The 15,103-nt window shown below is 32.1% G+C and carries 17 protein-coding genes; 3 read left to right on the top strand and 14 right to left on the bottom strand.

Going from position 1 to position 15,103, the window contains the following annotated elements:
• Positions 1-263 precede the first annotated feature (263 nt).
• From JK636_RS22860 to JK636_RS22890, 7 genes are all read right to left on the bottom strand, one after another.
• A complete protein-coding gene (locus JK636_RS22860) occupies positions 264-701 on the bottom strand; it encodes an NUDIX domain-containing protein (protein ID WP_202751331.1) in 438 nt (145 codons plus the stop codon).
• A gap of 160 nt (positions 702-861) precedes the next feature.
• Positions 862-1,191 (bottom strand): NIPSNAP family protein, encoded by a 330-nt coding sequence (locus tag JK636_RS22865; protein WP_202751332.1) that lies wholly within the window; start codon positions 1,189-1,191, stop codon positions 862-864.
• A 49-nt stretch (positions 1,192-1,240) separates the two neighbouring features.
• Positions 1,241-1,705, bottom strand: coding sequence for an NUDIX hydrolase (locus JK636_RS22870; RefSeq protein WP_202751333.1), 465 nt, complete (start codon positions 1,703-1,705; stop codon positions 1,241-1,243).
• A gap of 375 nt (positions 1,706-2,080) precedes the next feature.
• A complete protein-coding gene (locus JK636_RS22875; RefSeq protein WP_202751334.1) occupies positions 2,081-2,521 on the bottom strand; it encodes a hypothetical protein in 441 nt (146 codons plus the stop codon).
• A gap of 438 nt (positions 2,522-2,959) precedes the next feature.
• Positions 2,960-3,484 (bottom strand): GNAT family N-acetyltransferase, encoded by a 525-nt coding sequence (locus JK636_RS22880; protein WP_202751335.1) that lies wholly within the window; start codon positions 3,482-3,484, stop codon positions 2,960-2,962.
• Positions 3,485-3,921: 437 nt separating this feature from the next.
• Positions 3,922-4,407, bottom strand: coding sequence for a GNAT family N-acetyltransferase (locus JK636_RS22885; RefSeq protein WP_202751336.1), 486 nt, complete (start codon positions 4,405-4,407; stop codon positions 3,922-3,924).
• A 333-nt stretch (positions 4,408-4,740) separates the two neighbouring features.
• Positions 4,741-5,145 (bottom strand): hypothetical protein, encoded by a 405-nt coding sequence (locus JK636_RS22890; RefSeq protein ID WP_202751337.1) that lies wholly within the window; start codon positions 5,143-5,145, stop codon positions 4,741-4,743.
• 499 nt (positions 5,146-5,644) lie between these two features.
• On the opposite strand from JK636_RS22890, the gene JK636_RS22895 reads away from it, so the two are divergent.
• Positions 5,645-6,442 (top strand): endonuclease III, encoded by a 798-nt coding sequence (locus JK636_RS22895; RefSeq protein ID WP_202751338.1) that lies wholly within the window; start codon positions 5,645-5,647, stop codon positions 6,440-6,442.
• Between the two features lie 194 nt (positions 6,443-6,636).
• On the opposite strand, the gene JK636_RS22900 is transcribed toward JK636_RS22895, so the two are convergent.
• Positions 6,637-7,161 carry an AAA family ATPase gene (locus tag JK636_RS22900; protein WP_202751339.1) on the bottom strand — a complete coding sequence of 175 codons (525 nt, stop codon included), beginning with the start codon at positions 7,159-7,161 and terminating at the stop codon, positions 6,637-6,639.
• Positions 7,162-7,260: 99 nt separating this feature from the next.
• The gene (locus tag JK636_RS22905; protein WP_243428297.1) at positions 7,261-7,875 is read right to left on the bottom strand and encodes a class I SAM-dependent methyltransferase; all 615 of its coding nucleotides are present in this window, start codon (positions 7,873-7,875) and stop codon (positions 7,261-7,263) included.
• 662 nt (positions 7,876-8,537) lie between these two features.
• Here JK636_RS22905 and JK636_RS22910 point away from each other — a divergent pair.
• Positions 8,538-9,698 (top strand): M20 family metallopeptidase, encoded by a 1,161-nt coding sequence (locus tag JK636_RS22910; protein WP_202751340.1) that lies wholly within the window; start codon positions 8,538-8,540, stop codon positions 9,696-9,698.
• A gap of 51 nt (positions 9,699-9,749) precedes the next feature.
• Entirely contained in the window at positions 9,750-10,592 is an 843-nt protein-coding gene (locus tag JK636_RS22915) for a transporter substrate-binding domain-containing protein (protein WP_202751341.1), read from the top strand.
• Positions 10,593-10,760: 168 nt separating this feature from the next.
• Here the strand turns inward: JK636_RS22915 and JK636_RS22920 are convergent, their stop codons facing one another.
• The 5 genes from JK636_RS22920 to JK636_RS22940 all read right to left on the bottom strand — a co-directional run bounded on the left by JK636_RS22920 (position 10,761) and on the right by JK636_RS22940 (position 14,663).
• The gene (locus JK636_RS22920) at positions 10,761-11,054 is read right to left on the bottom strand and encodes a hypothetical protein (RefSeq protein ID WP_202751342.1); all 294 of its coding nucleotides are present in this window, start codon (positions 11,052-11,054) and stop codon (positions 10,761-10,763) included.
• A 351-nt stretch (positions 11,055-11,405) separates the two neighbouring features.
• Positions 11,406-12,101, bottom strand: coding sequence for an HAD family hydrolase (locus tag JK636_RS22925; RefSeq protein WP_202751343.1), 696 nt, complete (start codon positions 12,099-12,101; stop codon positions 11,406-11,408).
• Between the two features lie 252 nt (positions 12,102-12,353).
• Positions 12,354-12,998, bottom strand: a complete 645-nt coding sequence (locus JK636_RS22930; RefSeq protein WP_202751344.1) for a hypothetical protein — start codon at positions 12,996-12,998, stop codon at positions 12,354-12,356.
• Positions 12,999-13,196: 198 nt separating this feature from the next.
• Positions 13,197-13,703 (bottom strand): hypothetical protein, encoded by a 507-nt coding sequence (locus JK636_RS22935; protein WP_202751345.1) that lies wholly within the window; start codon positions 13,701-13,703, stop codon positions 13,197-13,199.
• Positions 13,704-14,138: 435 nt separating this feature from the next.
• On the bottom strand, positions 14,139-14,663 hold the full coding sequence (locus JK636_RS22940; RefSeq protein WP_202751346.1) for a GNAT family N-acetyltransferase: 525 nt from the start codon (positions 14,661-14,663) through the stop codon (positions 14,139-14,141).
• Positions 14,664-15,103 lie beyond the last annotated feature (440 nt).

The following is a 15,103-nucleotide window of genomic DNA, read 5'->3' on the forward strand; positions in this document are numbered from 1 at the left end:
CTAAAACTTTATTTCTATCATTTTGTTATAAAAATTACGTATAACCTCTCGCACTCAAGACGTTCCTCAGCGTTACAGGAACTTAGAAAAGCTTACATAGCTCTTATGTTAGTTTTTCTAAGTTCCGGCTTGGTTAGCTAGACCATGTGCTTTAGCTTCTTCGAAAGCTTGACCACTTACAGGCAAAGCGAGCTTGAACGCACTTTAAGCTGAATCTACTCTTCTAACTTTAATTTTAATTCGCATTAAAAGAATATCATAGATTAAATCATGTCATTAATAATATCAAGTGGTAGAATAGTTTTACTTTTTAAGTCACTAATTATCCTTCTGATTAATGTGTGCGTTCTTAATTTATTATCACTTATTCCAGCAATTTCATCAGGTGATAACCACTTTACATTTATAATCTCATTATTATCATATTTTAAAATTCCATTAGTTACTTGTCCAACGTAGCAAAAAAATATAACATGATCATTATTAATACTTATAAAATTATATATTCCTAATAAGCCAGATATTGATATTTTATAGCCTGTTTCTTCTTCAACTTCTCTGATTGCGGCATTAAGTATTTTTTCATTATTCTCTAACTTACCCATTGGAAAGTTCCACAACCCTTTTTCTACACCTTGACATTCTTGTACCATGAGAATCCTATTATTATCTTGAACCACACAACCTGCTACTATAGTCAATTCTATCCCTCCATTAAATATATTATTTTAAGAAATTATTAAATTATAATATTAGCCGTAATTACATCTAACGTCTCGAACTTCCAATGATGAGACACTTAGCCATACTTGGCTTAGTTTCGCAGGTGTAGCTTGGCTATCTTTTCAAGCCAAGCTGAATTTATACTATCTTATTGAATGGAGAGTATGGTACTCTTTTCATAAAAACACTTTCAACCTTCTCTACTATGGGTCCATTTAGTTCAGATATTCTTTTTCCCTCAATCCACTTTGGATCCTTTTTAAAATTATAAAAATTCTGCTCTCTTGCTTCCATATCTTTGTGCTCAAGAATGTAATAAATGATATTCTTGCCTTCTGCATCTTCCCAAAAATCCAATGTATTCATTCCGTGTTTCTTAAATAAATCTATTGTAAGATTAGAAAATCTATTATGAATATCCTCCATCTTTCCAGGTTTAATGTAATAAATTCTTAATTCGTAAATCATTTTTTCTCCCTTATAGTTGTTATTTTTGAATTAATATTTACATAAAACATTATCTAAATGCGCCTCTTTTACCTTGAAAAAAATCATTTAGCATATCTGTATGCTGCTCAATAAATAATTTAGGAATATTATTTTTATCAAAAAACTTCAAATCAAATGTTTCTTTATTATCAACCATTAACTCTCCATTTAACATACTACACTTAAATAAATGGCATATGGATTGTGACCTATCTCCATTTGGATAGGTATGAAAATATTTAGAATATACTCCAATAAAATGCTCCACTTCAACATTTAATCCAGTCTCTTCCTTAACCTCTCTAATTACAGCATCCTCAATGGATTCGCCAATTTCAACTGCTCCTCCCGGAAGTCCCCAAATATCATCTTTATCACTTCTTTTTTGTAGTAATATTTCTCCATTTTCATTTATAATACATGCAACTGAGAAATTTAAAATTATAGTATCATGACCTACCTTGCCTCTTATCCACTTTGCATAGTCTCCCAATTTTCCTGCCCCCTTTTTTTAATTCATCATAACTTACAATTTTACATCAATAAACTAAAATCTAAAAAGTTCCTACTAATTGATTTCTATCAATAAAGTTGCGTATAACGTTTCTTGTTCAAGTCCGCTTTGCTTGAACATTTTGTTATATGTAGTTTTTGCCACTGCACTTTAAGCTGAAGCTACTCATGATATCTTTAAATTTATTTCACATTAGTTTTGTATTACGACGTAAAAATACCGTAAAATCCATTTTCTGAATAATACGGTATTTAAAGAATTTATATATTTTATTGTTGATTTGTAGAGTAAAACTATAGTCAATATTAATATTTGATTGTGAGAATATATTACAGTAAAAAGCTATTTCTCTTTTTAAGATATAGATTTCCTAAATAAAAACTTTTTAAATAATAAGCCTAGTGTGATTCCAAAAATACCAGCACAAAGAATATTATTATAGTAATCGCCAATAGGTCTTAAATCAAAATACCTGCCTTCTATTGAAAATGTAAATGCAAGTTCACAAACAAGCCAAGAAAGAAAACTAGCCATAATTGCTTTTATAATTAAGTATTCTGAACCTAATTTTTCAAGTGAATAGCAAATTAAATTAGCAATAACGCCACCAATTATAAAATCCACAATTAACCCAATGATAAAATTAGGTCTGTTAAACGTAATTAGTAAGCTTGCTAATTGATAAATACTGTATTTCCCAAATCCAAAATATACGAATAAATGAGAAATTATTTCAGCTGGTATTGTTGATACGATACCTATGAATGAAGTTAATAACAATTTATCATTTTTCAAAATAACACACCCTATTCTTTCATTTGTATATCATTTAGTATACAAATGAAAGAATAGTTTTATACATGATTTCTAATACCGTATTATTCAGTTTTCAAAGAGCATTGCTCGCGTTTTCAGTTATAAGAGCTATTGCGCTCTATTTTCAAATTATGCTGCAGAAAACCCATTTTAAAACTTGAAACTGCCAATATGTTTCTCTAAAATTACATATAACGTTTCTAATTCAAGACGTGCCTGAACCTTAGCCAGACTTGGCTTGATGAAGGAATGTGCTTTGGCTTCTCCGTAAACTTGACCCTAGGCTAGGCAAAGCGGACTTGAGTGCATTGCTAGATGCAGTTTTAGCTGCTACACTTTAAGCTGAATCTACTCTTTTAACTATAAATTTAATTGGCATTATAAGAATAATGCGTGTATATCAATGGTAGATTATGCTTATTTACGGAGGTCAATCCAATAGTGTTGGTGTACTGCACCTTCATATATTTTTTCGCTTGTTAAAATACCGCTACAGCTTAATGCTGTTTTAGCTGAAGCGATATTATCTTTACCACATGCAATCATTACTTTCGGGATTTTCATGTCTCGTGCAACATCTAAAACTAGCAAAAGCTGTTGTTTGCCGTAGCCTTTTTTTCTTTCCGATGGACGTATTCCATAAGCTATATGCGCACCATTTTCTAAATCAGGTGTTAAAAGATGGTGAAGCTTTACACTACCTATAATTTTATTGTCTTCTTTACGTATAGAAAAAAATGTACTTGTGTGAACGTTATTTCTTAGTTTATCTTTTTCAATGGAAAGGACAAGGTTAAGCCATTCATCAAAATTATCATGATAAGCCAGGCCACAACTTCCATTGACCTGCGTTTCTCCAAAGTCAAAGTATTCCTGCCTATATTCCCAAATTTCCCTTTCTAAAACCTTTGAAGGTCTGATTAAAAACAAATTGTTCATCATGTTTTGCGCTCCTAGTATAAATTTTCTACTTAGCTTCTTTCTACAATTGCGTCTCTAAAAAAGTAACATAAAACTTTTAGACTGCCACTCTGTTAATCTAAAATTGCATCTAACGTTTCGAATTTCCGACGCCGAGAAGCTTAGAAAGCTCTTTTCTTAGCTTCGCAGGTGTGGCTTGGCTGTCTTTTCAAGCCAAGGTGTACGGAAATTTTTTGTTATACGCTGCTTTAGCCTCTACACTTTGCGCTGAATCTATTCAAAAATTCAAATTTACTTCACATAATAAGAGGATTGTGTACTTAGTTTATCGAAAATTATGCTTATTAAGTTCATGCCAAAACAATCATTAAATAATAGCCTCAGTGGGAATGTTTATAGTTAGGCAAGCCGCAACCTGCCCCATTGTCAAGGTGATCATCTGTAAATGCATAGACTTACTACAAAAAATATACATAATCTATATGTTCACCAACAAAATCAGCAATATTCTGCTCCTTCCTTTTCTTGTATATTTTGAATCCAATACTCTCATACATTCTTTGAGCAGAGATTAGGTCATCATTCGTGGTTACAACGATTTTTTTTACATCATTTTGGATGATTCTATTGACCGCTTCTTGAAGCTGTATTTTACCATAACCATTGCTTTTGTATTTTGACGCAATGCAGTTATGGCCAATTTCCGCATACTCAGGAATGTTTCTCGGATCCCATACAACAAATCCGATGGCTTCATCGTTTAGGGTTGTGATAAACCCACATTTATCAGCAATATGCAAATTGTCAAAGAAAAAGTTATCACAATCTCGCCAATTAGAATACCATCTTTGTTCATATCTGCAATCAAATGAATACGCATCTTTCAATAATTCAAAGAGTATTCCCCGATTAAAGTCTCTCACTTTTTTAAATTTAAAACTCATGTATTAATTAACTCCATTTCTTGTCTTAATATGAATTTTATTCGCTTCACATTAGCCTACAATTCTGCATCGATAAATTTAAATCTAAAAAACTCCTACTAATTGCTTTATATCAGCATAGTTGCGTATAACGCTTCTAATTTTCGATGCCGAGAAGCCTAGAAAGCTTTTTTCTTAGCTTCGCAGGTATGGCTTGGCTGTCTTTTCAAGCCAAGCCGAGCGGTAATATTTCTTCTACCAATATTCCTTTCCTTCTAATCTGTAAAATTTGAAAAAAGCGAATCTATCCTACCTGAAGAATTAATCATTTTAAACCATGTGATTCCTAAAAAGTTATCTCTTTTTATCTACCAACCACTCTTTTGCTTTCTCATAATCGTTAATGAAAGCATACACAAAAGAGATACCTAATATTTCCATTGAAGATTTCATTAGTTTTTGAGAAGTACGATTAAGTCCAACAAAGACCACCTTTTGTACTGAGTTTTCTGCTTTTTTTAGTTCAGTAACAATAATATTAACTAGGTTTTCTTCCACTAACGTTTCATTTAGATGGATTGCAATTAGGCCTGGAGAGGATGGCTTTCTGATAGTTACCATATCTCTCAAGAATTTATCTATTACAACATCTGTGTATATGTTCAATCCATCTAATTCTTCACCCCATATCTCACTACCTGAAAATGGCAGTTTAAACGAATTTCTAATTATTAAATTTTCTTTTAGGATTTTTTTCATTTCCCCCTCCAATAATACACGTTATTTTATAATTATAATTCTATATCATATAAACGTAGTAAAAAACTTTAGGCGTAAATATAAACTTTATTAGATTTAAAATATCATATAACGTTTCGTGTTGCCGACGTTCCTGAACCAGACCTCAGAAGAATCCCCCTTGGCTGCACTTGCGCCGGTGAAGGCATGTGCCTTAGAGTCTCACCTTTTTAACCTATATATAGATTATAAACCATAAATTTACACATATCTATATTAAAAAATCAACCTACCAAGGCGGACGGCAAAATTTTGTTAGTTGATGTTTTAGGTCATTTACTATCTATATGCATAGGACTATCCCCAAGATTTTTTTATATTGTTTACAATAAAAATCGTCTTAGATTCAAAGAAGTTGCGATTAAATAAAATCTTAGATTATTCTAAAGTGAATATTTAAATATAATAAGGATATACTTTACAACATTATTAATGAAGTATTTAAAAGGAGGAATTCAATATGCCTGAAAACAACCTGTCGTTAAACAACCATATTGATAAAAAAAAGAATTCCTTTGAATTAATTAGAGAAGATATTTTATCATATTATAATATCCTTAGTAATGAACATAGCATAACAAAGGGAACATTTTTGGAAGAACACGCAAAGAAATTCATACTAGAAAATCCTAACGCCTTTTTATTTGCCTTAATAGCGGAACAATCCGTTAAAACAGAAGTTGCTTGGAGCTTACCGTATAATTTAAAAGAAAGATTAGGTCATTTTGATATATTTAAAATTGCTGATTATAGCGAGGAAGAATTTGAAGTGTTTTTTAAGACAAAACCTGCATTACACAGATATCCAGGTACAATATCGAAATATATTTTATCAGCATGTAAAACCCTTATCGAAAAGTATAGCGGCTCAGCAAATAATATTTGGAAATATCCCTCTACTGCCAATGAAATAATAGCTAGATTATATGAATTCAAAGGCATTAGTCAAAAAAAAGCTACATTAGGCGCAATGTTATTAATAAGAGATTTCATGATAGAGGTTGAAGATAAAAATAATGTAGACATAGCCTTTGATGTTCATGTTAAAAGGGTTTTTTTACGTTCTGGACTTGTTAATAAAGATGATTTAAATGAGTTAGTAAATATAGGTAGAATTTTAAACCCTGAATATCCAGGTGTTTTAACTTCACCCTTTTGGAATATTGGCCGTAATTGGTGTAGACCGACCAATCCCAACTGTTCTGAATGTCCTATAAGAAGAGGATGCCTAAAAAAAATAAATTCTTTTACTAAATAAAGGAAGACAATGCTGTATCTACAAAACCTTTTAATGGACACTAAGGAGAGCCCGGAACGAACGGGAAGATATTGTTAGCTGAAGGTCATCACACTATACTTGAAATTTGTACTATCCAAAAACCACTTCCGGTTCAGATTATTTAAAGAATACGAACTAAGGATTATGCTCATAAAATCCCGATAAATGGGAATTTATCTCTGCATCTGTTCTATGATAAGTCTTGTATTTTCGTCAATAGGCTTGGTACCATCTATTCGGATAATTTGGCAACTTAAAGATTGTACCCATTCTTCAACGTAATACTCTGTTCTGGAACCTACCATATCAAAAAACGCTTCTTCACGTTCGTGCAAATCTCCACCGGGTAACATTCTATTACCAAATTTCTGAAAAGAACGTTTTCTCACTCGATTTAATCGAATGTCTTTCGTAACATCTATCAGTACTGCATATTGATAGAACGGCAGAATTTCTTTTCCACAATCCCCTTTCACGGCGGCATAAACAAAGTTTTCATGTACTCTGACCTCGGTCATAAGAAGTTTTGCAGCTTCTTCGCGTGATCTTGGGGAAGCGAAAATATAATTCGAATCTATTTTGGGGAAAAATAGATTTTCATTATCAATAAAATGAAATCTAAGTTTCTCTGAAAGTGCTTTACCTAACGTACTTTTTCCACTACCATTTAAACCACATACAATAATTCCAATTCCCATAAATATTCCTCCATCAAGTTCCAATTGGTCTGCCAGTCGGATTATTCGAAGATTGCGTCATAATCCAAGTACAGATTTTGCTTATACTATTCGAAGCTTCTACTTTGTAAAAACACCACAAATAGTTTCGCCTGAATCTGAAAATTCCTTCCCCGCAATATCCCCATAAAATTCAAATGTATTGAAACCTGCGATTTGAATTTCTGATAATAGTGCATCCTTTGTAAAAAAATGATCCCATATATTATAGCAATTTACAGTTTCTTCGGTTAGCACAATAGACTGCCTTAATTCTGTACTATCTTCATCATCATATTGATAAACAGAGTCTAAGCAGACATGTGGCTTTTCACTAAAAAACCCACCCTTTTCATAGTATTTCCATGAACGATTTTCACCTTTCCTCATAGGAGGCGTAAATACATCAAAAATAAATTTACCGTTAGGCTTTAATGCTTGATATACTTTTCTCAATAAAATAAGCCTATCCGTAATTGATAACGCTGCATAATCACAATATATCAATGTTATTACATCGAACTGTTCTATATAATCAATTGTCAAGTTGTTTTGGTAATGGTACTCGATATTGCTTTTATTAAGTAATGTTTGTTCCTTTGCATACAAAATGGAGCGTTTAGAAAAATCCACTCCTGTAACAGAATATCCAGCACTATTAAATCGCTCTGCATATAATCCAGGGCCGCAGCCCAATTGGGATTTAGATGAGCTGCTAACATACCTTTAGAGATATGTTCATCATCCCAAAATTTATTTGTGCTTGGATCATATAATTTAGGTTTGGTTGTATATTTTTTAAATTCATTAAACATAATCGCATCTCCTTAGACATATTCATTTACTTTATATGGCAAATTAAAAACTGTTTTCATCTCGTACATATTGAATAACAATATATATCATGTAGTACACATATCTTCTGCTCCTAAGGACAATAGCTTTTCTTTATCTACAACTTACCACTATTACCACTTAGTGTAAATAGCCATTTCTGATTATTAAAAATTCAACAAAACTATTGAATTATCGCTCTTTTTCTCTAAAATTTCATCTAACGTCTCGTGTTCAAGACGCCGAGAAGCTTAGAAAACTCTTTTCTTAGCTTCGCAGGTATAGCTTGGCTGTTTTTTCAAACCGAGCTGAACAGAAATTTTTTGTTATATGATGTTTTAAATCCTTCACTATCTTTATACGTGAATCTTTCCTTTTTAACATTCCTTCCCATTCGTTCCAAATTTCATGCCTAAAACCAATTACAATGCTATCAAAATTTTTTTAAAATTATAAAACAGGTCTTGCATAATTATAAAATATAATGCATAATTATGCTATAGTAGAAATTCAGGAGGAAAGAAATGAAGAATAGAATCAAAGCAGAAATTACAAATGTTATGGAAGAACTAGTAGGAATAAGTAAATATCTTTATGAAAACCCAGAACTAGGTCATAAAGAGTTTAAGGCAGAGGCATATCTAACAGCTTTCCTTAAAGCAAAGGGTTTTGATGTAGAACATTCGATATGCAATATGCCAACAGCATTTAAAGCTACTTATGATAGTAAAAAGGTGGGACCAAAGATTGCTTTTCTTTGTGAATATGATGCTTTGCCTGGCATAGGTCATGGATGTGGCCATAATTTAATAGCAGCTATGGGAATAGGCGGAGCTTTAGGTCTCAAATCAGTAATAGATGAAGTAGGTGGAAGCATTGCAGTATTCGGTACGCCTGCAGAAGAAACCAGCGGCGGAAAAGTCACTTTGTCTGAGAAAGGTGCCTTTGAGGGTGTTACTGTAGCTATGATTGCGCACCCATCCGCTGTTACTAAAGAGAGTGGAAATACTCTGGCTCTAAATGCTTATCAATTCGAGTTTTTTGGAAAAACAGCTCATGCTGCCGGATGCCCTGAAAAAGGCATAAATTCACTTGATGCTGTTATAAGTACTTTCAATAACGTAAATACACTCAGACAATATATCGGCAGAGATGTTAGAATTCACGGAATTATTAGCGAAGGCGGAAAGGCTCCAAACGTAATACCTGATTATGCAGTAGCAAAATTTTATGTAAGAGCAGCTACAAAGAAGGAATTGGAGGAAATTTCTGAAAAAGTCTTGAATTGTGCCAAGTCTGCTTCTCTTTCAACTGGAGCTGAACTTAAAATCTCTAATTTTGAATTGTCTAACGCTGATCTAAGAACAAACAAAGTATTATCTGAGGCCTTTAATAATAATATTTTACTTCTTGGTGAAACAGAAATAGAAAAGGCTGATGCACCATCGGGCTCATCAGATATGGGAAATGTAAGTTATGTGGTTCCATCAATCCACCCTATGATAGGTATGGGAAATAAGGAATTGGCAGGTCATACCGTTGAATTTGCAGCATGCACACAGACAGAAAAAGGCAAGGAAGCTCTCTATAAAGGTGCAAGTGCTTTGGCATTAACAGGCTATGACGTACTAACTTCACCAGAGCTGGTTCAAAAAATTCTAGAGGAATTCAATAAAATACAATAATGCTTGTATAGATGCATAATTATGCACAAAGTTATTAAAGGAGGATTTATTATGTTTAATAAAAAGTTTAAAAAATTATTATCAGTTTTAATATTAGTACTTATTATAATGCTTCCAGGATGCGCTAAAAAAGTTGATACTTCTATAAAAGTTAAGGCCCAGCCTGAAACTCAATTAACAGAAGTAGACAAAATTAAAAAGGCAGGTAAAATCGTTCTTGGAACTAGTGCTGACTGGCCTCCATCAGAGTTTCATAAAGAAATAAATGGAAAGGACACTATAATAGGTTCTGATATTTCAATTGCACAAGAAATAGCAAAAGATCTTGGAGTTGAATTAGAAATTAAAGACATGAAATTTGATGGTTTATTACCTGCATTACAATCAGGAAACATAGATTTTGTACTTTCTGGTATGGCTCCAACAGAGGAGAGAAAGCAAAACGTAGATTTCTCAAAAATTTATAATAAAGGTGATCAAGGTATAATAATTAAAACCGGTGATAAAAACAAGTTTAAGACTCTTAATGATCTTAAAGCGCAAAAAATAGGTGTTCAGAAGGGATCTATACAAGTTAAAATGGCTCAAAAGCAAATAGCAGAACCTAATTTAAAGGAATTAGGAAGCGTATCAGACCTTGTTCTTTCTTTAAAAACTAACAAAGTTGATGCAGTACTTTGTGGTATTGAAGTTGCTAAGGCATATGCCAGCAAAAATCCTGACATTACTGTTATGGATGTAAAACTTCAGTCTGACGTAGAAGGTACCGCAGTAGCATTGAAAAAAGGAAGCCCAGTTCTATTAGATGCTATAAATAAAACCATAGACAGACTTTTAGCTTCAAAAGAAATAGATAAATTTATATCAGATGCTCAAACATTAGCTGAGCAATAATAATTTCTTATATTCAAAAGGACTAAACTGCTGTGTCAGCGGTTTAGTTCTTTTTTTACTAATTCTCTGAATAGAATTGCTTAAACTATTAGTGTTCTTTTGCATCCAATGTTTTATTATTCTAAAATAGCAGTGATGAGATACTTGTCCCTTGCTCTCTACTTGCAATTATCTGTCTTTAGTTTCAATAAGATATTTATCAATCTCATCAACAAGTGGATCAATAAGAGAGGATAATTCTTCATTCTCATCCATACTCTTAGTAATATTTTCGAAGATAAATTGCTCTTTTAGTGGTCGTATCTTTGGATTAAGTTCGCTTCTACTGTAAAGTTCACCTAAACGGGATACTCTCCCTTCATAGCTATGTTGATACTCTTTAAGATCTATATGAGCGACCTTTTCATAAACTTTATCAGAGTCTTTTTTAGATACCTCAAAGGCTAATTCATATTCGTTCAATTTCATCATCCTTTCGGTGCAATGTATTAAGATCAAGCTTATTTTAAGCATAGTTTATATATTTTATGCTTTTATTAAATTTGTCTAAATTCTCCATTAAATTCACCTTTTTAATTTTATTTCACCGTTTCTGATTTTTATGTCATCTAACGTCTTGTACCCAAAACGTTCCTGAACTTAACCCCAAAAGGAATATCCCCTGGATGCGCTTGCGCTAGTGAAGGATTGTGCTTTGGCTATCTTTTCATGCCAAAGCGAACTTGAGTGTTTTGTTATATGCTGTTCCGTTGAGTGAAACCTCCAAAACATACCATACTCAAACCTTTCTTCATTTAAATATATCTAAAACACTTATATACATTTCTGACTTTGCAATGAAATCTCATTAAGTATTTGCTGGACAATGTTCAAGTTAGCAACTTTTCTGTCTAAATGTATCCCTAGAAAATCTAATCTATCTGCAGTTTCCACATTTTTTATCTTGTCATCAATAAATGCACATTCTTCTGCATCTGCATTTAAGGAATTTAATGCAATTTTATAAATCTCTTCATCTGGTTTGCTAACTCCTGCAAATGCAGAAATAACAATACTATCAAAATATTTTCTAATGTCCAAAGTATCAAATACCCAATCCATACTTGGTAGTGCATTAGAAATAACTCCAAGTTTATAAGTTCTACTCAAGTCATCTAACAAATTTCTTACTTCACTGAATAGTTTGCAGTGGATTGCATAGTGTGTATGATAAAGTAATTGTTTCTTTAAGGAGTATGAAAAATCATGTGTTATTTCTTTTAGAATTGCTTCATAGTATTGATCCCAATATGTCTCTTCATCACTCCAAGTAGTTAACCATTTGCCATTTCTTAGATACTCTTTAGAGAATTCCTCACCTTTATTTAAGCCATTTTCGATAAGGATATCATCAAAGCCTTTTGCTGTTAAGAGTTTTCTAATCCTTTCGTTTCTTGATATTTCAGTATCAAATAGAACTCCACCAGCATCAAAGAAAATCGTTTTAATATTACTATTTAGCTTCCCCATCTATATAACCCCTTTATATCCAATTAAAATATTTGAAATATATTTTTATATGCATGGCCATAATTTCTGTAATTTGCTGCTTAGGAATGGCATATAACGCTTCGAATTTCCGACACCGAGACACTTAGCCAGACTTGGCTTAGTGTCGCAGGTGTAGCTTGGCTATCTTTTCAATCCAATCTGAACGGAAATTTATTGTTATCTGAAGCTTAAAAAATTTCTATTAAGTATTCTATATAAAAGTCCAAGGATTTATATTAATAGATTAATCTGAAAGCTTTCATTTGAATCTATTTCTAGCATAAATTGTAGAAAATCATATATAGTTTCATATGCATCCAGTCCTTCCTTAATCAGCTCAATTAGTTCAACATCCCTTTTTTCTATATAGTTCTTAAATTTAGATAAATCAATTTTATGCGATTTATTGTGAACTAAACTATTTCTACTTTTTATCAAGCTTTTTAATCTTCCATAAATATCGCGATCCTTTGGAAATGGTTTCTCTAATACCAATTGAGTAATTACTACTATCTTACTCATAGGATCAAGTTTATCAATATGTTCTTTGATGAAATTGTCTCCTAGTCTTCTAGCTCCATAATCATATATGTAAGCTTCTAGAAACAAAGCCGAAAATATAATGGATGATATTGCTTCGAACTCTATCTTTTTTTCTAGAACATCTATTCTTTTTAACATCTTATACTCTTGTTTGCATAATTCTTCTGTTTCCTGTTCTTCAACCTGTTTTTCTATAATTTCTAGTTTTGCATAAAAGTCCTTCAATTTATTCTTTAACCTGTTTAGATTGGAGAAATGTTTTTTAGAAATTGAATAGAATAAAGAATGCTTACTATCCCTTGATAATTCATTAAGTATTCCCTCACTCTCCATACAATCCCGTCCTTTCTAATCTGTATTTAGCTAGTTTCAGATAACGTCTCGAATTTCCGTCCTGCTTGGCTATTTTTTCAAGCCAAGCAGGACGGAAATTTATTGTTATATGTAGTTTAAGGCACTGCACTTTGAATAGAACCTATTATAATTAACTTATAATTTATTTCGTAATTTAAGAATATTGCTACTCATATATTAGATTTTTGTTTCTATTTCCTTTGCGTTCAATGTTCTTTTTATAAGTTCTAAAATATATTCCTCTGCATTTTTACTTAATCGAATTCCTAATTTTACTATTAGTATTCCAAATATAAGCAAAATAAATGGTATTATCATTCCTAATACTGGGCTCCCCTCACTAAATGATGTCCCTAAAAAAACATCTGAAAAAGAAACTAAAAATATAAGTCCACCTATTGATATTACCCCACTGAACCAAATTGTAATAAATACTTTTACAAAAGCACTCATACTAAAACTACCTTGAATAATAGTTCCATTTTCTTTCTTCATAAATTCTCCGTAGAAAATTCTAGAAAATGAATTTCGGTAATTTGAATCTGTTCTTAGTAAATTAAACTTATCCTTCTCAAAATCCACTTTACCTCTTATACCGCTAATAGGAAATCCATTTTCTTTAACTATCTCATTGATGCTTTTTTTACATTCCTCAATATCTAGTTCTGTATAATAAGAATGCATTTTGATCATCCCCCTTCTTTAAAGCCTCAACAGATTACAATTGTGTCTTAATTACATGATTAAAAAACTTTGAATCGGTACTCTTTTATACAAAATTACAGATAACGTTTCGTATTGCCGACGTTTCCGAGCCTTAGATAGCTCTTATCTTAGGCTTGGAAATGTGCCTTGGCTTTTTAGGCAATCTTTTTCTGTTTAGAATATAGCTTAATACTTTTACTATCTCCCATTTAAATATTTATGCCAAGGCGAACGGCAACATTTTGTTATAGGATGTTTTAGACCTTTTATTTTCTACATGCGTAATGTTGTCCTATCAAAATTTTCTCTGAGAATTTTACAATATAAGGAGTTTCCACTTAATTAAATCTAAAATTATGTTGCTTCAATCTAAAAATTGGAATTTGTAGAGCTCCATATTATGCTCATTTTTAACTATAGATAAATCCAATACCTGCGCATGATATGATTGCCCTCATCTTTATTATAAGCAGGGATTCTATCCATTAACACACCGCCAAGTTTTTCACATATATGTGCTGACAATATGTTTTGATCGTTGATCGTCAGTAAGACTCTTTCAAGAGGGTGGTCTCTTGCTATGACAAGTCCTTGCCTTAATATTTCCGTTCCGTAACCTTTCCCCTGTTCGGTTATAAGAACAGAATAGCCTATACTTCCTATTCCTGTCATTACTTCCTCTTGCAATTCTGTCCGCAATTGGAATTCACCAATAAAATTATCCCCATCGACCGCCCAGTAATGAAAACTTACAGGTTGACCAGAAATCAATCCCAATTCTTTTTTATCATACCAGCTTTTAGTTCTTTCAAACCAGGTTTCATCAATCAACGCAGGATTTGTAGGTCGAAAATAATGGATGTCATGATCCCAAAATTCTTGACAGTATTCTTTATACCCATCTACATATATGGCATTTCGCCGTATTAATTTAAGCATATTATATAACTTTCCCTTTCGTATTATATAAATATTATCCACTATAAATTCACTATTTTTTAAATACTTTACATTACTAGTATGTAAGTTTCTTACAATTTCTACTTCTTATTAGTGCTACTGAATGCATAAATTTATACTCACATAGGTCTTAAATTTCCTATAACGTTTCTTGTTGCCGACGCCCTCGAGCCTTAGATATCTCTTATCTTAGGCTCGGGGATGTGCCTTGGCGATAGTTTTATGGATTTTTAATTTAAAGATATATCTGAATATGGTACTTGTCCGATACAAAGCACTCTTTAGCCAAGGGGAACGGCAACATTTTGTTCGTATAATAGGTTTATAACCAATTACTTCAATTGGGGTATAAACCTATCTTTATTTTAGATACTATATCCATCAAACTGGGTGAAAATCGTATTTTTTGTTGGGACTTA

Origin of the sequence: Clostridium rhizosphaerae (assembly GCF_016765585.1) — a bacterium.
Taxonomy (GTDB): Bacteria; Bacillota; Clostridia; order Clostridiales; family Clostridiaceae; genus Clostridium_AT; species Clostridium_AT rhizosphaerae.

Coding starts and splice junctions, on each gene's coding strand:
- JK636_RS22925 (WP_202751343.1), bottom strand. CDS start 12,101: ATGGGGAAGCTAAATAGTAATATTAAAACGATTTTCTTTGATGCTGGT.
- JK636_RS22910 (WP_202751340.1), top strand. CDS start 8,538: ATGAAGAATAGAATCAAAGCAGAAATTACAAATGTTATGGAAGAACTA.
- JK636_RS22865 (WP_202751332.1), bottom strand. CDS start 1,191: ATGATTTACGAATTAAGAATTTATTACATTAAACCTGGAAAGATGGAG.
- JK636_RS22880 (WP_202751335.1), bottom strand. CDS start 3,484: ATGATGAACAATTTGTTTTTAATCAGACCTTCAAAGGTTTTAGAAAGG.
- JK636_RS22890 (WP_202751337.1), bottom strand. CDS start 5,145: ATGAAAAAAATCCTAAAAGAAAATTTAATAATTAGAAATTCGTTTAAA.
- JK636_RS22930 (WP_202751344.1), bottom strand. CDS start 12,998: ATGGAGAGTGAGGGAATACTTAATGAATTATCAAGGGATAGTAAGCAT.
- JK636_RS22895 (WP_202751338.1), top strand. CDS start 5,645: ATGCCTGAAAACAACCTGTCGTTAAACAACCATATTGATAAAAAAAAG.
- JK636_RS22885 (WP_202751336.1), bottom strand. CDS start 4,407: ATGAGTTTTAAATTTAAAAAAGTGAGAGACTTTAATCGGGGAATACTC.
- JK636_RS22940 (WP_202751346.1), bottom strand. CDS start 14,663: ATGCTTAAATTAATACGGCGAAATGCCATATATGTAGATGGGTATAAA.
- JK636_RS22900 (WP_202751339.1), bottom strand. CDS start 7,161: ATGGGAATTGGAATTATTGTATGTGGTTTAAATGGTAGTGGAAAAAGT.
- JK636_RS22935 (WP_202751345.1), bottom strand. CDS start 13,703: ATGCATTCTTATTATACAGAACTAGATATTGAGGAATGTAAAAAAAGC.
- JK636_RS22915 (WP_202751341.1), top strand. CDS start 9,750: ATGTTTAATAAAAAGTTTAAAAAATTATTATCAGTTTTAATATTAGTA.